Below are 22,339 nucleotides of genomic sequence, written 5' to 3'. Positions count from 1 at the left end.
TCCACGCGGGTAGATCACCATCACGCTAATCCCGCGGTGCTGGGTCCACAATCACAATCTCGCAGCGAAAGTCTGCGTTTTTCCGTCCAAAAGGCCCTCGGCTGCGGCCGCGGGGGGCTGTAGGGTGCAGGCCTGCCCGACTCCGAAAACGGAAAGATCGACAGTGCACGAATTGTCGCTGTGCCATGCGATTGCCGGGGTGGTGCGGCCATACGCGGCCGGCCGCCGTGTCGATGTGGTGCGGGTGCAGATCGGCGCGCTGCGGCAGGTGGTGCCCGACTCACTGTCGTTCTGCTGGACGCTGGTCCGCGATCACGAGAGCATGCCGGAGGCCGAGTTGGAGCTCGAGTTCGTCGCCGCGGAGGTGGTGTGCCGCAACTGCGGACAGCGTTCGGAGATCGCCTCCCGCTGGACGGTGTCCTGCCCGCAGTGTGAGAGCACCGAGGTGGACATCGTTCGAGGCAACGAATTCCTGGTCACCTCACTGGACGTGACATGACCTGCGGAGCGAAAGGTGGTCGGCATGGGTAGGTTTCATCGTCACGACGACGGCACCGTACACAGCCACGAGCATCTTTCCCATGACGACGGCGACCATGACCATGACCATGACCATGACCACGGCGACCACAGCGGTTATGTCACCGGCTCGCAGCGGGTCGAGGTACTCGAACACATCTTCGCCGAGAACGACACCCGCGCCGACATCAACCGGACGGCCTTCGAGAGCAACGGAATCCGGGCGCTCAACCTGATGAGCTCACCGGGTTCAGGCAAGACGACGGTACTGGCCGCCACCCTCGACGAACTGGCGGACGACCTCGCTGTCGGTGTGATCGAGGGCGACATCGCCACCGACCTCGACGCCGCCAAGCTCGGCGGCCGCGGCGCACAGATATCGCTGCTCAACACCAACAACGGTTTCGGTGGCGAATGTCACCTGGATGCCCCGATGGTCAACCGCGCGCTACAGGGCCTGGACCTGCGCCTGCTGGACCTGGTGATCATCGAGAACGTCGGCAATCTGGTGTGCCCCGCGGAGTTCGACGTCGGCGAGCACGCCAAAGCGATGGTGTACTCCGTGACCGAAGGCGAGGACAAACCGCTGAAATACCCGGTCATGTTCCGGTCCGTCGACATCGTGCTGCTGAACAAGATAGACCTGGTGCCCCACCTGGATGCCGATGTCGACACCTACGTCTCGCGGGTTCGCGAGGTCAATCCGACGGCGACGATCCTTCCGGTGAGTGCCCGCACCGGCGAGGGCATGGCGGCCTGGTTCGAGTGGATTCGGCGCTTCGCGTCCGCAACGACCACCGCGCTCTGAGCCGGCCGCGTCGGCGCTCTCAACGCACGGCGAGTTCCAGAGACGAATGCCGCCGCGCCAGAACACTGGGCAACCACGGACCGACGTCGACGGTATCGATCCACGTCGTGCGCTCGAGCATCAAACGCAGGACGGTGGTGGCTTCCAGCCGCGCCAGCGGCGCCCCGAGACAAAAATGGGCACCCCGGCCAAACGACAGATGTGCCTTGCTGTTCGGCCGGTCGAGCCGGAATTCGTCGGGTGCCTCGAAGTGCTCCGGATCCCGGTTGGCCGCGCCCCACAGCAACAGGACCCGGGAGTCGGCAGGCAGTCGGACGCCGCAGAGATCGGTGTCCCGCAACACGTGACGGTAGTGGGCCCGAAACGGCGGTTCCAGCCGCAAGGTCTCTTCGATGAAGCCACCCAACAGTTCGGGACTGTTGCGAAGCTGCTCCTGGAGCTCAGAATGCCCGGCCAACACCGACACCGCCGTCCCGAGTAGTGACGCGGTGGATTCGCCACCGGCACTGAACAGTGATACCAGGATGAGCTGTGCGGTGAACTCACTGAGCCGACCGCCGCGACAGGCCCTGGCCAACTCACCGATCAGGTCATCGCGCGGGTCGGCGATGGCCCGCCCGAGGTGATCGGCGATGTAGCCGGACAGTTCGGCGATCGCCGTCATCGAGGCGGCAAGTTCGTCTGCTGACATCAGACCGTCGAGCAGCTGAGTTGTCGCGCACCCCCAGTGCGCCAAACGCTCGGTGTCGACATCGGGCACCCCGATGAGGCGAGCCACGATCATCATGGGCAATCGGTTGGCCACCGTGTCCATCCAGTCGATGCGACCGTCGACAACGCCTGCCGCCCACTGCTGTTCGAAGACGTCCTGAATCAACGGAGCCAGGGCGGCAACACCTTTGGCCGAGAACTGCGAGAGCACCAGCTTGCGGTGGACAGCATGCACCGGGTCGTCCGCGGTGACCAGGATGTGGGTGGCGCCCCCGACGCCGTCCATGGGAAACGGCACCACCCCGCCGTCGGTGGTGTAGGTCATCGTCGCGGTGAGGTTCGACGAGAAGTCCTGTGGGCGCGCGGCGACATCGGTGATCGCGGGCCACGAGCAGGCAAGATAGAAGCCCGAGTCACCGACCTGATGGACCGGCCCTGCGGAGCGCAACTTCGCATACAGCGGGTAGGGATCCTGGATGGCTTCCGCGCTGAAGAACTCTGCCGGGTCCACCGGACACGCGATCACGCGATGGGCCCGAGCAGGCCGGGATCGAACGTTGCCCGGGCCGAAACCGACACTGCTGCAGCCGAAACCACCAAGGCGGCGTCGTCCTCGTATCCTTTGGGAAAGACGATCTCAGCGCTGTCAGGGTCTTCGCGGTGCGCCATCAGCCAATCGTAGAGCAGCCAGTCCACCGCACAGCTCACCGTCAACGGATCGGCATCCGGCGACCGTGCCGCCGCGACCACCGCCTGCAATGCGTCGCGATGCTCCTTGCGTGCGGCATCCTTGTTGACCCCGGAGCTGTCGAAGAACAGCATCGCAAGAGTGAGCGGAAAGCGCTGGCCCGCTTCGGTGCGGACCACCCAACGGCCGCCCTTCCACGGCGTCTCGGGATCGACGTAATGGAACTCGCCGAAGCCGCCGATGACCCCGATGGACGGATCGTCGAGTTCGCCATCGAAAGGCGCGGGCCCGAGCAGGTCCAGCGGAAGGCGTGCCCGGATCGAGAACAAGGCGGCCGTGCCGACGATCTTTCCGGCCCGCAGATCAACGCCGACGCCGGTCATCTCCTGTGCCGTCGCGAATTCGAGGCACAGCCGGTCGAGGGTTCGGTACAGCTCGACAAGGCCGTCACGTTCGTCGGCACCGGCGGGTGGGCGCCCGCCGCCCAAGATCTCACCGAAGCGGCCCGCGGCGATGATCAGCGCATCGTCGAGCGCCTCGAGGTGGGTGGCCAGCAACCGGTCGGGTTCGTCGTCGACGGTGACCAGGGCCTGCAATGACGTCGGAGTGCCTGTCGGTGTCGACCAGAAGAACCCGATCTGGTCGTCTCCCTGGATGATTCGTGGTCTCAAGGCCGCCGCCAGATCATCACCCGGTTGTTCCCGGAGTCGGCGACGGCCAGCGTGTCCCCGCGCAGCGACAAGCCGTAGGGCCAGCAGAGTGTGTCGCGCTGCACCGAGGTCCACCGATTCTCGCCGTTGGAGCCGAAATCCGGTTGAGCGAGCACGTGATCGGCGCCGCGTCCATCAGCAGGCATGCCGTCCCACAACAGAATCCGGTTGTTGGCGGTATCAGCCACGGCCAGCCGCTCGCCGTCGAGGCACGCCGTATAGGGGAAGCGCAGCCGATCCGACGTGTGCGGTCCATAGGGCCATTCGAGCGCGCTGGTGAAATCCGGCTGGCCGAGCACGGAATCGGCGTCCCGGTCGGCCTGCGGCGGAGGTGACCACCCCAGCAACCGGTGATCGCCGGCATCGGCGACCACCAGCAGGTCCTCGCGACCGGTGATGTCATGGGGCCAACGGAATGAGGCCGGGCCGACGGGGCCACCGCGGTTCTCCTCCCGCGTGGCCGCGTCGGGCTGGCCCAGCACGACATCGGCGGGCTGATCGGGTTCGGGTATCCCGTTGCGCCATCCGAGAACCCGGCGATTGCCGGTGTCGGCAACCCAGAACGCGGAGCCGACCATGCCGATGCCGAACGGCCAGTACAGGGTCGACGCCGAACATTCACCGCCGCGGTTCTCCGCCACCGAGGCGGCGTCGGGCTGGCCGAGCACGAGGTCGGGTGCCACGTCAGGTGTCTGCGGCACGGTGTTCCACACCAGGATCCGGTGATGCCAGGCATCGGCGACGACGAGCCGGCCGTCGTGCACCAGAACACCGGTCGGCAGATTCATTCCGCGTTCCGGACCGCGGCCGCCGGCCGCGCGGCCCTCCGACTCACCGTCCGGTTGGCCGAGCACGACATCGGCGGGTTGCTCGTCGTCCTCGGGTATTCCATGCCAGATCAGGACGCGATGGTTTCCCGAATCGGCCACCACCAGGTGCCGGTCGCCGAGGAAGACGCCGCGTGGTGAATACATCCAGGACAAGGACGGTTTCGCCGGTGGAAGTGCCAGCCCGCCCGGCGCGGGTGCGCCCAGCCACAGCGCAGGCGACCAGCCCCCGCTGCGATCGACGTCGGGTGTCACGTCGACGCGGGTGCCCAATCCGCTCACGTTGTGCCGGACGGTGTAGCGGCTCATCCGCCGACGCGCACCCAGACGACACCGTCGTCCACACGCAACGGCAGCTGTTCCAGCTGGGCGCCGGGGGCGCTGAGACACTCCCCCGACGTCGCGTCATAACAGAAGCCGTGCCACGGACAGGTCAGCGTGTTGCTGCCCAGGTCGAGTATTGCGTTGTCCAGCGGAAGTGCTTCGTGCGCACACTCATTGCGGTAGGCCGACAGTCGCAGGCCCGCATTGACCACGATCACGTCGGCGCGCTCACCGTTGGCCGCGGTCACGCTCAGCGGCGACAGATCGTCGACGGCCAGATCAGCGGCCGGGCCCACCTCGACCCAGCCCTCACCGGCAGGGTCACGCCCGATCCGCAGCGCCTCGACCGGAATCAGTGTCGGTGTCGGCTCATTCGGCAACACCTCCACCGCCGAGATCGCCGGGACACCCTGCACCAGAGCCTCTTCGACCAGGGTGCGCAGCGTCACCGCCGACATGGAACAGCCGTTGCACGCGCCCTCCAGGCGGACGTACGCCGTGCCCTCGTCGACCCGAACCAAGGCCACGTCGCCGCCATGGCTGTGCAGTTGCGGACGCACCGAGGCCAGTACCTGGTTGGCGTGGGTGACCGGATCAGGGCGCACGATCCCATGCAATGACAGCAACAGATGCACGGTCGGATCGTCCACCAAGTCGAACAACACGTCCCGCGCCGGGTCGTCGGACCGCATCCGGCGCACCATGGTCACCAGCCCGGCACGATGGATCTGCTCGATCGCCGCCTTGAGCTCCTCGGCAACCGCGCGCGCCGAGGGATCCAGGCCACCCAGCGCGGCGACCGCGTCGTCGACACGTTTGGCGAGATCTTCGAAAGTCGGCTCGGTGACCGGCCGTTCAGTGGTCGTCGACATCGCTGCCGTCCGTTCTGCCCAGTGTGACCTGTCGGGCGATCTCGTCGAGTACGCCGCGCACCGCACGCACCGAGTCGCCGTCGCCGAGCTCCTCGAACAGGAACCGGGCTTCGTACAGTTTGGCTTTGGCCTGGTCGAAGGAACCGAGATGCGCCAACACGTTGCCCTGATTGGCCAGGACCCTGGCCCGGCCCAGCGGATCGCTGTCCCGGCTGCGCGCGTCGAGGACCGCTTCGTACAGTTCGACGGCCTCGACCAGGTTGTCGGCCTGGTGCTTGGACGGGGTGTACACCAGCGAGTTCGCCAGATTGAGCTGCACGCTGGCCCACTGCTCGGGGTAGTCCTCGCGGGTGTACACCTTGAGCGCCGAGCGCAGCGACTGCGCCGCGATTCCCAATCGCAGCTGGCCGGAGGCCTCCGTCATCGGCATGGTGAGGTAGGCGGTCGCCAGGTTGGCGTGCGCCGACGCCCACAGCAACGGGGCCTCTTCGCGCAGTACCAGCTGCAGTGCCGAATGATAGTGCGGCACAACAGCTGCCAACAGCTCGGGCCGCTCCGGCGCCTGTTCGTGCAACAGCCCCGCCAGGTTCAGGTGCAGTTCGGCCCGTGCGACGCGCAGACCGTCAGCGCCCTCGAGACCTTTCAGCGCCGTTTCGAAACGCCGGACGGCATCAGGATGGCCGCCGTGAGCGGCGATCGACGCTGCCGCACCGAGCAGCACCCCGTACAGCGGCTTGGACACCGCTGCCGCCTCGTCGGCTGCCTGGTCGAGCAACGCGGTGGCCCGGGCCGCGTCGCCGTCATTGAACGCGCTACTGGCCTGGGTCGACAACACCAGGGCCGCGAGCTCGGCGCCGGCCGAGCCCAACTCCGGCGCGACGTCCGAGCGGCCCACAGCGAACAGCACGACATCGACGAGAACTCCGAAATCGCCCAACAACGAGCGCAATTCCGCGGGGTCGTCACCATCCGGGTCCATCACGAAACGGTTGTATCGGCTGACCGGATCGTCCCCGTTCAGCGCCTCCAGCGCGCCGTCACGGTCACCGGCCAGTGCCAGCTGGTGTGCCCGCAGCGCCGCGGGCCACTGCGGTACGTTGCCTGCGAGCAGTGCGGTGCGGGCGTCCTCGGTGTCAGCGGATGCCGGAATCAGCATGTATCCCAGCGGGAGTGGGAAAGCTCCGAGCGGTTGCGGTCGCACCGCAAGGATGTCGGTGTCCACCGGTTCGGTGTTGGCAAGGGCGGTCACTGCTCGTCTCCCGTCATCCGTGGATGGGCCCGCGGATATCGCGCTCGGCGGCGCGTTTGATCAGTCGGGCCGACAGTTCGGCGCGAGCCTTGGTGTGATGGGTGTCGATCCGCTTGCGCACCACCCCGTCGGCGAAGACGACGACGATGTCGACCGCCCACCGGCCCCGTTCCTCCACGACGACGGTCTGCACATCCACAGCCTCGTCGGAGGAGCTTCCTTTGCGGACGGCGGTCTTCGGCCGGGGCTCGTCACACATCACGATCACCGCGCCGACTCCAGCGGAATCCGCAACGCCTGTTGGGCATCGTCCCAGAATGCCCGATGAACGCCGGTGACGAGGTGATCCGACAGCACTTCACGGATCAGCAGGGACCGGTCGCCCGCGGGGTTGCGCTGTTTGAGTAGCAACCCGCCGCTGCGAGGCCCGCGCAGCGGGAACAACCAGAGATCGTCGCCGCGCACCATCGCCGCGACGGTATCGGAGGGAAATCGGCTGGCCGCCAACGCCGCATCGAGGCGCAGATATCCGTCGTCGGTGAACTGCACCGAGATGTCGTCGTCCCCCGGAGGTCGCAACGGCCCCAGAAAATCCCGCTCGAGAACGTCGATCACCTGCTCCATCGCGGCCTGCACCGGCTCGGAAAGGTCAGCGCCCAGCTCGACGCCACCCGCCTCGATCAAGAACACCGTGATATCGCTGGGGCAGGCATCGGCCAGCGCCCAGTGTGCGAAGGCGATGGCGTGATCCCACCGGAACGAGTGGGTGTGCAAGCCCTGCAGGGGCGGCAGGTCGGCCAGCTCCTCGCCGGGGACGCGGTAGATGGTCCCTGGCGTTGCGCCGGTCGCCGAGGCATCGACGATGACGACCCGCTCGGCGCCGCGCATCTGGAACGCGACATCCATGCCCGCGGTGCCGCCGTCGACCAGGCGAGCGCCCGCGGGCACGCCCCGCTCCCAGAGATGCCGGACCAGAACCGGTCCGACCCCGTCGTCGCCACGCAGCAGGTTGCCGCAGCCCACCACCAGAACCGCACACCCAGGCGGCCCGATATCGAGCGAGGGGTTGCTGATATCGGAACCGCCTGGGTTGCTGTGGGAGTCGTGTGCCCCAGGCTCGACCGCCGGGATCACACCATTCCGTTGATGACGAACTTCGAGAGCTCCTTGCCTGTCTTGCCGTCGTAGGCGTGCACGGTGCACACCAGGCAGGAGTCGAAGCTGCGTGCCACATGTCCGAGCTCGACCGGATCGTCGGGATCGACGATCGGTGAACCCACCAACGCCTTCTCGATGGGACCAAGGACCTCGTTGCCGTCTCGTGGCCCGATGTTCCACGCTGTCGGGGTGACGACCTGGTAGTTCTTGATCTTGTTGTCTTCCAGCACGATCCAGTCGCTGAGCGATCCGCGGGCCGCCTCGGTGGAGCCGAAGCCCTTGCCCTCGGCGTATTCGACGGGCTTGGTGTAGAAGCTCTCCTTCAGGTCCAGCTGGTCGAGCCAGGACTTCACCCACTTGTAGTACTTGGGCGCCTCATGCATGCGGGCGAGCTGGCGCACCAACACACTGGGGCCGATCTTGCTGTAGATGTCACCGAAGAGCGGATCGTTGTCCTGATGCGGTCCGGCGTTCGGGCCTGCTGCGGCCATCCGGCGGGCCAGCGGCCCCGCCTCCAACGGAATCGTGCCCAGGTCTCCGACGGCATAGCGCGGCGACTTGGCCCAGCTGTACTTGCCCTGCTTCCTGCCCTCTTCGGGGTCGACCGGGATGGTCTCCCCGTCGAACGGGTGCAGCGGCGTGCTGCCCTCGTAGAACGAATGGGCAACATCCTCGCGAACGTTGGCCTGATCGAACTCGTACCACTGGCCTTTGGCGTAGATCCCGCCCCGGCCGATCAGCGCCGCGTTGCGGCCGTCGATGGTGGGGTTCTCGTACAGCGTCGGATCGAAGTAGGTACCGGTGGCGATGTAGTTGCCCACACCCTGGCCGTACTTGTCCAAGCCGATGTCGAGGGCGTAGCGGATGAAAAAGCCGCAGTCGCTGTTGTACTGGGACTCGTTCTCGTCGACCCAGGCCAGAACGTCGTCCCAGGTTTTGTTCTCCAGCCAGCGGTCGATGCTGCAGCCCAGCCATTGGCCTTCGAGCCAGTTGTCTTTCCAGTGCTCCAAGATCGCGATCGAACGGGTCACGTCCGACAGGGTGGGCGCACACATGACGCCGCCGGGCACCATGAAGCTCGAATGCGGCCACTGCCCACCGAAGATCGCATATACCTCGACCGGCTTGTTCGAAAGCACCACTCCGGGTTGGTAACTGGTACCGACGTAGGGCGCGAAGCGGCGAACCGCCTCGTCATACATCTTGGATTTGGCGTAGTTTTTGTTGGTGAGATCGATCGCGAACAGCGCATAGAAGTAGCGGGGAATCGACTGCAGCGTTTCGCATGCCTGCGCGATGTTGCGGATCAGCGTCGCGTTCGCCGGCATGTGGGTGCGCCACGCGGTGTCCAGGGCGTAGGCCGACTTGTACAGATGGCTGCCGCCGCAGATCCCGCAGATGCGGGGGCACACGACGAGACCGGATTGCGGGTCCTTGCCCCGCAAGATGATCTCGAAGCCGCGGAACATCGCGGCCTCCGTCCACGCCGACGTCACGACGCCGTCGTCGATCGTGACCCGGACATCGAGGTCACCCTCGACACGGCCCAGTGGGCTGACGTAAAGGTCGAGCGCGGTCATGAGATGGTCCTCCAAGAGGTGAGAGCTGAACCAGGGCTGGCGGTTTCGGTGGGCCTAGACGACGAACATGTCCTCTTTGGACCACTGCGGCGCGGCGATACGGGCGGCCGCAGCATGCGCCATGTACGTCAGGTGATCGGATCCCTCCGGCACTTCCTTGGGGATCACCCCGCCGACCTTCTGGGTCTTGAACAGCGTTCCGGGCGCCAGATCGAAGTGCGGGAACTCTGGCTCTGTGCAGCCCAGGCACGGCATGCCGGCGCGGGTCTTGGACGACTGCCGGTTCCACAGGATGCGGTTGCACGGCGAGTGCGTCATCGGTCCGCGGCAGCCGAACTCGTAGAACAGGCAGCCTGTTCGAGTGCCTTCACCGAAGGACATCGTCGACTGTTTGTACTCGAAGAATTGCACACGGGTGCAGCCGGTTTGGGTGAACGTCTTGAAGAATGTCTCGGGCCGGTGCAGCTCGTCGAGGGCGATGTCACCGGCGCGTCCGGTGGCGAGCGCCACGATGATCTGGGTGATCCAGTCGGGATGCGCGGGGCAGCCCGGAATGTTGATGACGGGAAGTCCCATCTTCGAGCGGAAGTCGGGCCCCAGGAAACCGCCCTTGTCCCGCTTGTGGAACTGAAGACCGGTCGAGGCCGACGGGTTGGGCTCCATCGCGGGGATGCCGCCCCAGCAGGCGCAGTCGCCGATCGCCACGACGATCTGAGCGGCGCCGGCCAGGTCGGTGACCCAGTCCTTCATCGGCCGGTCGGCGAACATGTCCATCCGCCCGGTGCCGTTGGGAGCTTCGATGACGGTGCCCTCGAAGACGAAGATGTCCAGGGGCCGTTCACCTTTGGCGCAGTCCCAAAACACCTTCTGGGCGTTCTTGCCGAGTTCCAGACCGAGCGACGGGTGCCAGATCAGATCAAGGCCGAAGTCGACGATCAGGTCGACGACGTTGGGTTCCTCCGCGTTGAGGAAAGACATCGTGTTGCCACTACACGCACCTCCCTGAAACCACAGAACAGAAGCCATTCGAACTCCTCTCAGAGAGCGGCCCGGAGGCCAGGCCGGTAGTGACCGATGGTCAAGCGCACGAGCGAGATACAGGCGGCCACTACCGGTTCACCCGGCGGCCGAAGGATGTGGCGACGGCGATGAGGAAGCCGAGACCGCGGGCGAAGTCGGGGTCTTTGGTGGCCTTCCACAGCCCGTAGACGCCCTTGGGGGGATTCGCCGCACCGGCCTTACCGTCGCCGAGGGCATCGCCGATGGAGGCCAGCACCGCAGCGGTTTCCGGATCGGTCAGCCCGGAGGACAGCACGGTGGTCAGCGCGGGTGCGGCGGTCACGACCGAGCCCGACAGCAACGCCAGACTGGTGGCGAGGCTCTGCAGGTCGACGCTCTTGAGCGCATCAGCACCGGGGACCACCGCCGCCGCCGAGGCGCCGCGCAACTCCGCGACCGCGGCCGACACCGAGTCGGTGATGGTGTCGCCGCGACTGAGGAAGCCATCGAGACCGCCGAGCAGGACTGCCAGCACATCGGCGTGGTCGAGCAGGGTGTTGAGCGCGGCCGCGACATGGGGGTCGTCGAGTCGATCGCGGAGGGTGTCCGCTGGGGTGACTGACACCGCCTGCCCGTTAGCTGTCATGCGCACCTCCCAGCAGTTTGGCCTGAACCGAAGGTAGCCGTCCGGAGCGTGGCTGCCTATCGCTTTCGCGCAATGACTGTCAGAATTACGAACAATTACCCGCGCTCAAGCGCGACCGATGTTTGAGAGGCTGGCGGATCGATTGCGATGGAAACTAGCGGCGGCCCTTGCGCCGCGGCGCGTTCACCCGGGTAGGCGCTGATGTCACGGCTCACCCGACTCGGCTATATCGACGTCCGGCGCACCAGCAATCCGGTCCGGCGCAAGGTGCGTTCCCGCGGCGTTCCCCCGGCGCTGGCCGACAACGAGATCTTCTACACCGAAGACGTCAAAGCCGCGTCGAGGCTGATCGCCAAAACCCTGGGCCCGCTTCGCCTCACCGTCGCAGGCGACGACGCGACCGGTTTCGCGGCGACCATGCACGGCGTCCGGCTGCGCAACGTCAGCCTGCTCTACCTCGACCTGCACGTCGCAGCGACTGTCGAGATTCCGATGGTCGGCCCGCACTACGCGGTCCACATGCCGATGAACGGCCGAGCGCTGGTCGAGCACCGCGCCCACTCCTTCGAAGCCAACACCATCCGCTCCGTGGTGAGCAGCCCCGGTGCGTCGCTGCGGATGGCCTTCGACCACGACTCGCCACAGCTGATCATCCGGATCGAGGAGCGAGCGCTGGACGCTCATCTGACCCGGTTGCTCGGTCGCGCGCTGGACCGCCCGCTGGTGTTCGATCCGGAGTTCGACATGGCCACCGAAGCCGCCATGCGATGGCACGCCGCTGTGCAGCTGATCCACACCGAGGTGTTCCACGAGGGTTCACTGATCCAGCGCGGGCAGGGCATCGGGGCGGTCGAGGACTTCGTGATCAGCAGCCTGCTGCATCTGCAACCGTCGAACTATCACGCGGAATTCTTGGCGCCGGCCCAGCCCGACCAGCGCCGCGCCGTCGTGCAGAACGCCATGAGCTACATCGAGGACCACCTCGCGGAGCGGATCACCATGGAGTCGGTGGCCAAGGCCGTGCACATGAGCGTCCGGTCGATTCAGCAGGGGTTCCGCGAGGAGCTGGGGATGACACCGATGACCTACGTGCGGGAACGCCGCCTGGAACGGGTGCACGAGGAACTGACCGACGCCATCCCCGCCGACGGCGTTACGGTGACGCAGGTGGCGGAGCGGTGGGGCTTCAACCACCTCGGCAGTTTCGCCGTCGAATACCGAAAGCGTTGGGGCGAAGCCCCTTCGGGCACGCTTCGCCGCTGACTTCAGCCCTCGACGGGGATGCTCACCGTGACGGTGGTCCCAACCCCGGGGCGCGACCTGACGGTCAGGGTGCCGCCGACCAGCTCGGCACGCTCAGCCATCGAGAGCATGCCGTAACCAGCTGACGACGAAACCGGTCCGGTCTCGAATCCCACCCCGTTGTCGACCACCTCGAGTCGGGCCACCCCGTCGCGCACCGTGAAGGTGACGGTGGCGACCAACGCACGAGAATGCTTGACGACGTTCTGAAAACACTCCTGCGCAATGCGATACAGCGCAACCTCGATGTGCTCGGGCAGCCGCTCGTCGGCCAGGTGCAGGTCCAGGTCGACCTCGGGGATCGACGTGGCGAGGCTGGCCAGGCCCCCCAACAGACCCAGATCGTCCAGGACCGGCGGCCGCAGCCCGCCGATCGCCGACCGGGCCTCGGCCAGCGTGAGATCGACCAGATCCCTGGCCTTTTCCAGCTGCTCGGCGGCCGCCGGCTGATCCAGGTCGTCAACCGCACGGGCCGCCGCGTCCAGCCGGTAGGTCAGTCCGACCAGACGCTGCGAGATGCCGTCGTGAATGTCGCCGGCCAGCCGGCGGCGTTCGCTCTCCTGAGCGGCGATCACCTGCTCGGCGAAATTCTCGTGCGCGCGTTCCCGTGCCGACAGCTGACGGTGCAGTCGGGCCTGGTGCAGCGCGCCGGCGATCAGCCGGCCGATGACGAGGAGCAACTCGATGTCGCGCGCGGTGAAATCACGCCGCTCGATGGTGTGCACGTTGAGCACCCCCACCAGACCGCCGGGCTCGGTTTCCATCGGAACCGACGCCATCGAGGCAAAGTCCTTGCCGCGCAACGCCGCAATCGGGACGTAACGCGGATCGGCTTCCTTGTCGCTGACGATCACCACAGGTTCCCGATGGCTGGCGACCCACCCGGAGACGCCCGATCCCAGCGGCATCCGGATGCGGCCGACCTGCTCGTCGAACGGCGGGGTGGCACCGGCCAGCGTCAGCGACTGGTCGGTGTCGTCCAGGACATGCACGAAGCAGACATCGGATGCGGTCGCCGCGGTGATCATCCGAGCCACCGCTGCAGCCATCGGTTCCACCTCGGGCCCGCTCGACGTCGCGGCGATGATGTCCAGCAGCAGAGCGACCTCCCGGTCGGCGTCGACCAGACCGTGTACGGCGTGCGGGCTGACGCCGCCGGAGCGACTGCTCATCGAAAAATGCCTTCCCGCAAGGCTGTTGCCGCCGCGCTGGTGCGGTCACTGACTCCCAGCTTGCGATAAATGGAGCTGAGGTGGGTCTTGACGGTCTCCTCGCCGATCACCAGCTTGCCTGCGATCCCCCGATTCGACAGCCCGGTCACCACCAGCGACAGGATCTCGCTCTCGCGCTGGGTGAGGCCGTGCCGGGCGCCCGGCCAGAACTGGTCACTCTGCAGCCGCGCCGCGGTCTCCGCTGCCCGCGCGGCCAGCCCGGCATCGATCGCGGTCGAGCCCGCGTGCACACCTTCCAGCTGGCGTACCAGCTCATCGCTGCTGATGCCCTTGAGCAGATAGCCCGATGCACCGACCCGCATGGCTTGGAAAAGGTACTGCTCGTCGTCGTAGACCGAGAGCAGGATGACCTTGCGCTGGGGATCGCGCTTACGGATCTCCCGGCACAGGTCCAGACCGCTGGCACCCTGCATCCGCACGTCGCACAACACGATGTCGGGCTGGAGGTCGACAATGACGGCCATGGCCTTCTCGGCCCCTACTGCCTCGCCCACCACCTCGACACGATCGCCGAACGGCGCGAGCATCGCCTTGAGGCCCTCGATGACCATTTCGTGGTCGTCGACCAGCACCACCCGCACCGTCATGGACAACACCGTAGTGCCGCAACCACGCCCACCGGACCGCAATGCCGTTCGACACCTGTCAATTCCCTAGAAAGGCCACTGCTGCAGGTGATTTCGGCCGGAATTTGCCGAAGAGGCCGGAGGTGTCACTGCGGTGACACGGGTGAGGGGTTCCCCCGCCTCTCCCCTGAACGGGGGATGCTGCGCACCACACGGCGCGCGATACTTCCCCCGTGGCCACGATGCTTTTGGACACGATCAGCCGGAATCGATCCTTCTGGTGGGATCGGGCGCGGTGCGCGCATGACGACGCGCCGGCACTCGAGGCGGTCATTTTCGACTTCGACGCGCCATTGGCGGCCACCGAACGCGATGCGCACATGTTCCGCGAGTTGATCTGGAGCCTGCACTGCGGCGACATCCGGGTCGCCGTCACCGCGGCGGGTCCCCGCGACTGGGTCGAACCATTGGTCCGCGAGCTCATCGGAGACGGCGTGGTCGAGGTGCTGATCACCGGTGACGACGTCGTTCGGCCCAAGCCCGACCCGGAGGTGTATCACCGGGCGCTGTGCGAACTCGGGGTCGGCCCCGAGTCCGCGATGGCCGTCGAGCATTCCCCGGCCGGGTTCCACACCGCGCGCTCGGCAGGACTGGCGACGATCGTCGTCACCACCCTGGGTATCCGCAACCGGGACTTCGCCGGGGCGGCCGCCGTCCTGGACCGCTACGACGGCGACGAACCCCTGTCGGCGAGCCGATGTCGGCGACTGCACGAACAGTGGTGGATCAACCGCAGCCGGCTCAGCGCCTAACTAGGTCTGGCCGCACGCGGCCATGACCAATTCACGAACCCGCGCCGCATCGGCCTGCCCCTTGGTGGCTTTCATCACCGCACCGACGATCGCACCGGCCGCCTGAACCTTGCCGCCGCGGATCTTCTCGGCGATATCGGGATTGGCGGCCAGCGCCTCGTCCACGGCGGTCTGAATGAGCGAGTCGTCGCGGACCAGTGCCAAACCCCGGTCGGTCATCACCTGCTCGGGCTCGCCCTCGCCGGCCAGCACACCCTCGATGACCTGGCGCGCCAGCTTGTTCGACAGCTTGCCCTCATCGACCAGCGCGATGACCTTCGCCACCTGAGCCGGCGTGATCGGCAGAGCCGCAAGCTCGACGCCTACCTCATTGGCTTTCTGCACCAAGAAGTTTCCCCACCAAGCCCGGGCCTGCTCACTGCTGGCGCCCGCCTCGACCGTCGCACTCACCAGCTCGACCGCACCCGCGTTCACCAGGTCGCGCATCACCTCATCGGAGATGCCCCAGTCGTCCTGAATTCGCTTGCGCGACAACCACGGAAGCTCCGGGATGGTGGCCCGCAACCGCTGGATCAGTTCCTCGCTCGGAGCCACGGGTTCAAGGTCGGGCTCCGGAAAGTACCGGTAGTCCTCGGCGGTCTCCTTGTCGCGACCGGGCGAGGTGTGGCCCGCCTCGTCGAAGTGCCGGGTCTCTTGATGAATCCTGCCGCCCTCGACGAGAATCGCTGCCTGGCGGCGCATTTCGTAGCGGACCGCCACCTCGACACTCTTGAGCGAGTTGACGTTCTTGGTCTCGGTTCGGGTGCCGAACTCTTCCTGGCCGATCGGGCGAAGCGACACGTTGGCGTCGCACCGCAGCGAACCCTGATCCATCCGCACATCGGAGACACCCAGTCCGCGCAGCAGATCCCGCAGCGCGGTCACGTAGGCGCGGGCGACCTCGGGGGCCCGCTCACCGGTGCCCTCGATCGGCTTGGTGACGATCTCGATCAACGGAACCCCGGCGCGGTTGACATCCAGCAGCGACGTGGTCGCGCCGTGGATGCGGCCGGTATCGCCGCCGACGTGGGTGAGCTTGCCGGTGTCCTCCTCCATGTGCGCCCGCTCGATCGCGACGCGGAAGGTGCTGCCGTCGTCCAGCGGCACGTCAAGGTAGCCGTCGAAGGCGATCGGCTCGTCGTACTGCGAGATCTGGTAGTTCTTCGGCTGGTCGGGATAGAAGTAGTTCTTGCGCGCGAAGCGCGACCACGGCGCGATGTCGCAGTTCAGCGCGAGACCGATCCGGATGGCCGACTCGACGGCCGCCTCGTTGAGCACCGGCAACGCACCGGGCATGCCGAGGCAGACCGGGCACACCTGGGTGTTGGGCTCGGCACCGAATGTCGTCGCGCAGGGGCAGAACATCTTGGTGGCCGTGGACAGCTCGACGTGCACCTCGAGCCCGAGCACCGGGTCGAAGCGGGCGATGACGTCGTCGTAGTCGAGCAGTTCAGCCTGCGCAGCAGCAGTCATGACTCGATCCTAGTGGGTCGCTTTTCCCCGCCGAGCAGACACAAACTCGGGCTTCGGGAGCCGAAAAAGGCCAAGTTTCTGTCTGCTCGCGGGGAAAAGTCTCAGCCGAAGAAGGCGGCCGCGTCGTCGTAGCGGCTCTGCGGCACCAGCTTGAGTTGGCGCACCGCGTCCGCCAACGGCACCCGGCCGATGTCCTGCCCGCGTAGCGACACCATCATTCCGTACTCACCGGCGTGCGCGGCGTCGGCGGCGTTGACGCCGAACCGGGTGGCCAGCACCCGGTCATAGGCCGTCGGCGTGCCGCCGCGCTGGACGTGCCCGAGCACAGTGACCCGCACTTCCTTCTTGATCCGCTTCTCCACTTCCATGGCCAGTTGCTGGGCCACGCCGGTGAAACGTTCGTGTCCGAATTCGTCGGTGCCGCCCTGGCGCAGTTGCATCGACCCCTCGGCGGGCTTGGCCCCTTCGGCGACCACGATGATGAAGCTGGACTCGCCGCGCTGGAAGCGTTTCTTGACCAGCCGGCACACCTCTTCGACATCGAAAGGCTGCTCGGGGATCAGGGTCATGTGCGCGCCCGAGGACAACCCGGCGTTCAGCGCGATCCAGCCCGCGTGCCGGCCCATCACCTCGACCAGCATCACCCGCTGATGCGACTCCGCGGTGCTGTGCAGCCGGTCGATCGCCTCGGTGGCGATCTGCAGCGCGGTGTCGTGGCCAAATGTGACGTCGGTGCAGTCGATGTCGTTGTCGATGGTCTTGGGCACGCCGACGACGGGCACACCCTCCTCGGACAGCCAGTGCGCGGCGGTGAGGGTTCCCTCACCGCCGATCGGGATCAGCACGTCGATCCCGTTGTCTTCCAACGTCTGCTTGATGTCGTCCAGACCGGCGCGCAGCTTGTCGGGATTGGTACGGGCGGTGCCCAGCATGGTGCCGCCCTTGGCCAGCAACCGGTTGTTGCGGTCGTCGTTGTGCAGCTGGATCCGGCGGTCCTCGAGCAGGCCACGCCAGCCGTCCAGGAACCCGACCACCGAAGACCCGTAGCGGGCGTCGCAGGTCCGCACCACGGCCCGGATCACCGCGTTCAGGCCCGGACAGTCACCCCCACCGGTCAGCACTCCGATACGCATGGGACCTATCCTGCCCCGTCAGATCGCTGTTGGCAGCGAACCGCGGGCAGACTCATAGGCCGCACCTATGCGGTACAGCCGGTCGTCGGCCAGTGCCGGCGCCATGATCTGCAGGCCGACCGGCAGATTGTCGTCGGTCGACAGCCCCGACGGCACCGACATTCCGCAGTGCCCCGCCAGGTTCAATGGCAGCGTGCACAGGTCGAACAGATACATCGCCAGTGGGTCGTCGACCTTCTCCCCCAGCCGGAAGGCGGTGGTCGGGGTGGCCGGGGAGACCAGCACGTCCACCTTTTCGTAGGCGGCGTCGAGGTCACCGGCGATCAGGGTGCGCACCTTCTGCGCCTGGTTGTAGTAGGCGTCGTAATAACCCGCCGACAGCGCGTACGTGCCAATCATGATGCGGCGCTTGACTTCTGGGCCGAATCCGGCCGCCCGCGTCAGCGCCATCACCTCTTCGGCGCTGTGGCTGCCGTCGTCGCCGACCCGCAAGCCGTAACGCATGGCGTCGAAGCGGGCGAGGTTGCTCGACACCTCCGAAGGCAGGATCAGGTAGTAGGCGGACAGCGAGTAGTCCAGGTGCGGGCAGTCCACCTCGCTGACCTCGGCACCCAGCGCTTCGAGCTGCTCGACGGCGGCGTTGAACGAATCCAACACGCCCGGCTGGTACCCCTCACCGCTGCGCAGCTGCTTGACCACACCGATCCGGACGCCCGACAGGTCACCGGTGGCGCCGGCCTTCGCGGCCGCGACCACATCGGGCACCTGCGCGTCGACCGAAGTGGAGTCGCGCGGGTCGTGCCCGGCGATCACCGAATGCAGCAACGCGGTGTCGAGCACGGTGCGAGCGCACGGCCCGCCCTGATCCAATGACGACGCGCACGCCACCAGCCCGTAGCGCGACACCGTGCCGTAGGTGGGTTTGACCCCGACGGTCGCGGTCAATGCCGCCGGCTGGCGGATCGATCCGCCGGTATCGGAGCCGATCGCCAGCGGCGCCTGGAAGGCGGCCAACGCGGCCGCGCTGCCACCGCCCGACCCGCCCGGCGTCCGGTTGACGTCCCACGGATTGCGGGTCGGGCCGTAGGCCGAGTTCTCGGTGGAGCTGCCCATCGCGAACTCGTCCATGTTCGTCTTGCCGAGGATCGGGGTGCCCGCCGCACGCAGCCGGGCCGTCACCGTCGCGTCGTACGGCGAAGTCCAGCCTTCGAGGATCTTCGAGCCGCACGTCGTGGGCATGTCGACGGTGGTGAAGACGTCTTTGAGCGCCAGCGGCACACCGGCCAGCGGCGACGGCAGCGTCTCCCCGGCGGCGACGGCGGCGTCGACGCGGGCGGCACTGGCCAGCGCTTCATCGGCGGCGACGTGCAAGAAGGCGTGGTAGCGCTCGTCGGTGGCGGCAATCTGGTCCAGGCAGGCCTGGGTCACCTCGACCGACGAGACCTCTTTGGCTGCGATCTTCTCGCCCAGTGTGGCGGCGTCGAGCCGGATCAAGTCGCTCACTGGGGCTCCCCCAAAATCTGCGGGACCGCGAAGCGGCCCTCCTCTGCGGCCGGCGCCCCGGCGAGCGCTTCGGCCTGGGTCAGGCACGGCTGAACCACGTCGGGCCTGGTGACGTTGGTGTCTTTCAGGGGATTGTCGGTGGGCTTCACGTCTGCGGTGTCGACGGCCTGAATCTGGCTGACGTGCTCCAGGATGGCGTCGAGCTGGCCGGCGAAGCTCTCGAGTTCGTTGTCGGTCAGGGCCAGCCGGGCCAGCTTGGCGAGCCGGGCGACATCGTCGCGGGAGATCTGGGACACGGTGGTCAAGCCTAGGTGAAACCCTGGCCTCGCCGAGACTGCAGGTGCTGCACACGAACCTCGAGAGCTGTCGCCGGCAGCTGCACTCCGGGGGTGAGCGTGCCCGACCCTGCCGGAATGCTGAGTCCAGGCGGCTGTGAAACAGTGTCCGCGTGCCTTCGTATCTGCTGCGGGTCCAGCTGGCCGACCGGCCCGGTAGCCTCGGCTCGCTCGCCGTGGCGCTGGGCACCGTCGGCGCCGACATCCTGTCGCTCGACGTTGTGGAGCGGGGGCCCGGCTGGGCGATCGACGACCTGGTCGTCGAGCTGCCGCTCGGCGCCATGCCCGACATGCTGATCACGGCCGCCGAACAGATCAAGGGTGTCCGGGTCGACACCATCCGTCCGCACACCGGGCTGTTGGAGGCTCATCGCGAACTGGAGCTGATCGATCACATCGCGGCGGCCGGTAACCGGGCCGCCAAGCTGCAGGTGCTCGCCGACGAGGCGCCACGGGTGCTGCGGGTGGGCTTTTGCACCGTGGCGCGGATGTCGGAGTCGGGCCTGGAGCGCATCGTCGGCAGCTCTGGCGCGCCGGAGACCCCGGCGACCTCGGCACCGTGGCTGCCGCTGGCCCATGCCGAAGCCCTGGACGGTACCGCCGACTGGGTGCCGCAGGTGTGGCGAGACATGGACACCACGCTGGCCGCCGCGCCGCTGGGTGATCCCAACACGGCGGTGCTGCTGGGTCGTCCGGGCGGACCGCTGTTCCGGCCATCCGAGGTCGCCCGGCTGGGTTATCTGGCCGGGATCGTCGCGACGATTCTGCGCTGAGTCAGTCGTCGGCGTCGGCCGGCGGTGGTGGACCCTCGTCCAACAGCGTGCGGAAGCCCTCCTCATCGAGGATCGGCACACCCAGTTCGACGGCCTTGTCGTACTTCGATCCGGGCGAATCGCCTGCCACGACGTACGAGGTTTTCTTCGAGACCGAACCGACCGCCTTGCCGCCGCGGCTGATGATGGCCTCCTTGGCCTCGTCGCGGGAGAAATTCGGCAGCGAGCCGGTGACCACGATCGAAAGTCCTTGCAGCGTAGGGGTAATCGAGGTGTCGCGGATGTCTTCCATCCGCACCCCGGCCGCCCGCCATTTGTCGATGATCGCGCGATGCCAGTCGACGGCGAACCATTCGACCAGCGCCGCGGCGATCGTCGGGCCGACACCCTCGACGTCGGCGAGCTGCTCCTCGGTGGCGGCCATGATCGCGTCGAGGCTGCCGAACGCCACGGCCAGCGCCCGCGCGGCGGTCGGCCCGACGTGCCGGATGGACAACGCCACCAGGATCCGCCGCAACGGCCGGTCCTTGGCCTGCTGCAGGTTGACCAGGAACCTGGCCCCGTTGGCCGACAGCGTCCCGTCCTTGGTGGTGAAGAAATCCGACGTCAGCAGGTCGGCGCTGGTCAGACTGAACAGGTCACCCTCATCGGTGATGACCTTGGCGTTGAGCAACGCGGTGGCCGCCTCGTAGCCGAGCCCCTCGATGTCGAGCCCGCCGCGGCCGGCCAGGTGAAAGACCCGCTCCCGCAGTTGCGCGGGGCAGGACCGGGCGTTGGGGCAGCGGATGTCGACGTCGCCCTCCTTGGCCGGTGCCAGCGGGGTGCCGCATTCCGGGCAGTGGGTGGGCATCACGAACTCGCGCTCGGTGCCGTCGCGCAGGTCGACGACGGGTCCCAGTACCTCGGGGATGACGTCACCGGCTTTGCGGATCATCACGGTGTCACCGATCAGCACGCCCTTGCGCTTGACCTCCGAGCCGTTGTGCAGGGTGGCCATGCCGACGGTCGATCCGGCGATCTTGACCGGCGTCATCATCGCGAAGGGGGTGACGCGGCCCGTGCGACCGACGTTGACCTGGATGTCCAGCAGCTTGGTCTGGGCTTCTTCCGGCGGGTACTTGTAGGCGCACGCCCAGCGTGGCGCGCGGGAGGTGGCGCCGAGCCGACGCTGCTGAGCGAAGTCGTCGACTTTGACCACCACGCCGTCGATTTCGTGCTCGATCTCATGGCGACGCTCGCCCCAGTAGACGATCTTCTCTTCGACCGCGGCCAGCCCCGCCACCCGAGTGGTGTGATCGGAGACCGGCAGACCCCAGGCCTTCAGCGCGAAGTAGGTGTCATGGAGGGAGGATGGGGCATAGCCTGCGGAAAACTCCGTCCGGCCGAGGCCGTGACAGATCATTCGCAACCGCCGCCGCGCGGTGACAGCCGGATTCTTCTGCCGCAGCGAGCCGGCCGCGCTGTTGCGCGGATTGGCGAACGGCGCCTTGCCCTCCTCGACCAGACTGGCGTTCAGGTTCTCGAAATCCGCCAGCATGAAGAACACCTCGCCGCGCACCTCGAGAAGCGCGGGAATCGGGTAATCGTCTGACGCCGTGAGGGTTTCGGGGATGTCGTCGATGGTGCGCGCATTGTTGGTCACGTCCTCGCCGACCCGGCCGTCACCACGGGTGGCGGCCCGCTCGAGGCGGCCGTGGCGGTACACCAAGGCGATCGCGACGCCGTCGATCTTCAGCTCACACAGGTACTGCGGGTCCCGGCCGATCTCGGCTTCCACCCGGCTGGACCAGGCCGCCAGTTCCTCGGTGTTGAACACGTCGTCGAGGCTGAGCATGCGGTCCAGGTGGGCGGCCTCGGCGAAGTCGGTGGCGAATCCCGCGCCGCCGACCAGCTGGGTCGGCGAGTCGGCTACCCGAAGCTCGGGAAAGCGCTCCTCGAGTGCGAGGAGCTCGTTGAACAGCGTGTCGAATTCCGCGTCGGAGACGATCGGCGCGTCCTTGATGTAGTAGCGGAACTGATGCTCGCGCACCTCCTCGGCAAGCTCCTGCCAGCGCCGCCGCACATCCGGATCGATGGGATC

22 protein-coding genes are annotated in these 22,339 nt (G+C 67.0%); 5 read left to right on the top strand and 17 right to left on the bottom strand.

Features of this window, described 5'->3' with window-relative positions; genetic code table 11:
• The first annotated feature begins 163 nt into the window (after positions 1–163).
• Together BST42_RS01125 and hypB are read left to right on the top strand one after the other, a co-directional pair.
• Positions 164–499, top strand: coding sequence for a hydrogenase maturation nickel metallochaperone HypA (locus BST42_RS01125; RefSeq protein ID WP_083116722.1), 336 nt, complete (start codon positions 164–166; stop codon positions 497–499).
• 24 nt (positions 500–523) lie between these two features.
• A complete protein-coding gene (gene hypB, locus BST42_RS01120) occupies positions 524–1,327 on the top strand; it encodes a hydrogenase nickel incorporation protein HypB (RefSeq protein ID WP_083116721.1) in 804 nt (267 codons plus the stop codon).
• A gap of 19 nt (positions 1,328–1,346) precedes the next feature.
• On the opposite strand, the gene BST42_RS01115 is transcribed toward hypB, so the two are convergent.
• From BST42_RS01115 to BST42_RS01070, 10 genes are all read right to left on the bottom strand, one after another.
• A complete protein-coding gene (locus BST42_RS01115) occupies positions 1,347–2,549 on the bottom strand; it encodes a cytochrome P450 (protein ID WP_237159152.1) in 1,203 nt (400 codons plus the stop codon).
• A gap of 11 nt (positions 2,550–2,560) precedes the next feature.
• Positions 2,561–3,397, bottom strand: coding sequence for a hypothetical protein (locus tag BST42_RS01110; protein WP_083116720.1), 837 nt, complete (start codon positions 3,395–3,397; stop codon positions 2,561–2,563).
• Entirely contained in the window at positions 3,394–4,572 is a 1,179-nt protein-coding gene (locus tag BST42_RS01105; RefSeq protein WP_083116719.1) for an NHL repeat-containing protein, read from the bottom strand. Before BST42_RS01105 ends, BST42_RS01110 begins: the two co-directional genes overlap by 4 nt.
• Positions 4,569–5,459 (bottom strand): NifU family protein, encoded by an 891-nt coding sequence (locus tag BST42_RS01100; protein WP_083116718.1) that lies wholly within the window; start codon positions 5,457–5,459, stop codon positions 4,569–4,571. The genes BST42_RS01105 and BST42_RS01100 overlap by 4 nt, the downstream gene beginning before the upstream one ends.
• A complete protein-coding gene (locus tag BST42_RS01095; RefSeq protein ID WP_276010063.1) occupies positions 5,443–6,615 on the bottom strand; it encodes a tetratricopeptide repeat protein in 1,173 nt (390 codons plus the stop codon). The genes BST42_RS01100 and BST42_RS01095 overlap by 17 nt, the downstream gene beginning before the upstream one ends.
• Before the next feature lie 106 nt (positions 6,616–6,721).
• Complete coding sequence (locus BST42_RS01090) at positions 6,722–6,967, bottom strand: hypothetical protein (RefSeq protein WP_083117220.1); 246 nt, start codon at positions 6,965–6,967, stop codon at positions 6,722–6,724.
• A gap of 5 nt (positions 6,968–6,972) precedes the next feature.
• Positions 6,973–7,734, bottom strand: a complete 762-nt coding sequence (locus BST42_RS01085) for a hydrogenase maturation protease (RefSeq protein WP_083117219.1) — start codon at positions 7,732–7,734, stop codon at positions 6,973–6,975.
• A 104-nt stretch (positions 7,735–7,838) separates the two neighbouring features.
• Complete coding sequence (locus tag BST42_RS01080) at positions 7,839–9,446, bottom strand: nickel-dependent hydrogenase large subunit (protein WP_083116716.1); 1,608 nt, start codon at positions 9,444–9,446, stop codon at positions 7,839–7,841.
• A gap of 54 nt (positions 9,447–9,500) precedes the next feature.
• Positions 9,501–10,472 (bottom strand): NADH-quinone oxidoreductase subunit B family protein, encoded by a 972-nt coding sequence (locus BST42_RS01075; protein ID WP_036339240.1) that lies wholly within the window; start codon positions 10,470–10,472, stop codon positions 9,501–9,503.
• An 82-nt stretch (positions 10,473–10,554) separates the two neighbouring features.
• Complete coding sequence (locus BST42_RS01070) at positions 10,555–11,091, bottom strand: DUF1641 domain-containing protein (protein WP_083116715.1); 537 nt, start codon at positions 11,089–11,091, stop codon at positions 10,555–10,557.
• 201 nt (positions 11,092–11,292) lie between these two features.
• On the opposite strand from BST42_RS01070, the gene BST42_RS01065 reads away from it, so the two are divergent.
• Positions 11,293–12,354, top strand: a complete 1,062-nt coding sequence (locus BST42_RS01065; protein WP_083116714.1) for an AraC family transcriptional regulator — start codon at positions 11,293–11,295, stop codon at positions 12,352–12,354.
• Between the two features lie 2 nt (positions 12,355–12,356).
• Here BST42_RS01065 and BST42_RS01060 read toward each other — a convergent pair whose 3' ends face one another.
• Positions 12,357–13,565 carry a GAF domain-containing sensor histidine kinase gene (locus BST42_RS01060; protein ID WP_083116713.1) on the bottom strand — a complete coding sequence of 403 codons (1,209 nt, stop codon included), beginning with the start codon at positions 13,563–13,565 and terminating at the stop codon, positions 12,357–12,359.
• Complete coding sequence (locus BST42_RS01055) at positions 13,562–14,212, bottom strand: response regulator (protein ID WP_036339254.1); 651 nt, start codon at positions 14,210–14,212, stop codon at positions 13,562–13,564. Before BST42_RS01055 ends, BST42_RS01060 begins: the two co-directional genes overlap by 4 nt.
• A 221-nt stretch (positions 14,213–14,433) precedes the next feature.
• Between BST42_RS01055 and BST42_RS01050 the strand changes: the two genes are divergently transcribed.
• Complete coding sequence (locus BST42_RS01050) at positions 14,434–15,003, top strand: HAD family hydrolase (protein WP_110918449.1); 570 nt, start codon at positions 14,434–14,436, stop codon at positions 15,001–15,003.
• On the opposite strand, the gene gatB is transcribed toward BST42_RS01050, so the two are convergent.
• The 4 genes from gatB to gatC form a co-directional block, all read right to left on the bottom strand.
• Complete coding sequence (gatB, locus tag BST42_RS01045; RefSeq protein WP_083116711.1) at positions 15,004–16,515, bottom strand: Asp-tRNA(Asn)/Glu-tRNA(Gln) amidotransferase subunit GatB; 1,512 nt, start codon at positions 16,513–16,515, stop codon at positions 15,004–15,006.
• 101 nt (positions 16,516–16,616) lie between these two features.
• Positions 16,617–17,648 carry an ATP-dependent 6-phosphofructokinase gene (locus tag BST42_RS01040; protein WP_036339260.1) on the bottom strand — a complete coding sequence of 344 codons (1,032 nt, stop codon included), beginning with the start codon at positions 17,646–17,648 and terminating at the stop codon, positions 16,617–16,619.
• Between the two features lie 18 nt (positions 17,649–17,666).
• Complete coding sequence (gatA, locus tag BST42_RS01035; RefSeq protein ID WP_083116710.1) at positions 17,667–19,151, bottom strand: Asp-tRNA(Asn)/Glu-tRNA(Gln) amidotransferase subunit GatA; 1,485 nt, start codon at positions 19,149–19,151, stop codon at positions 17,667–17,669.
• Positions 19,148–19,447: an Asp-tRNA(Asn)/Glu-tRNA(Gln) amidotransferase subunit GatC gene (gene gatC / locus BST42_RS01030; RefSeq protein WP_083117218.1), complete on the bottom strand. Its 300-nt coding sequence runs from the start codon at positions 19,445–19,447 to the stop codon at positions 19,148–19,150. Before gatC ends, gatA begins: the two co-directional genes overlap by 4 nt.
• 152 nt (positions 19,448–19,599) lie before the next feature.
• Here gatC and BST42_RS01025 point away from each other — a divergent pair, with 152 nt between their 5' ends.
• Positions 19,600–20,259, top strand: coding sequence for an ACT domain-containing protein (locus BST42_RS01025; RefSeq protein WP_083116709.1), 660 nt, complete (start codon positions 19,600–19,602; stop codon positions 20,257–20,259).
• Between the two features lies 1 nt (position 20,260).
• Here the strand turns inward: BST42_RS01025 and ligA are convergent, their stop codons facing one another.
• Complete coding sequence (gene ligA / locus BST42_RS01020) at positions 20,261–22,333, bottom strand: NAD-dependent DNA ligase LigA (protein ID WP_110918448.1); 2,073 nt, start codon at positions 22,331–22,333, stop codon at positions 20,261–20,263.
• Positions 22,334–22,339: the final 6 nt, after the last annotated feature.

Source organism: Mycolicibacterium rhodesiae, assembly GCF_002086695.1.
Lineage (GTDB): Bacteria > Actinomycetota > Actinomycetes > Mycobacteriales > Mycobacteriaceae > Mycobacterium > Mycobacterium rhodesiae.
The sequence above is the reverse complement of the archived record's forward strand: the minus strand, read 5'-3'. Positions and strand labels throughout refer to the sequence as shown.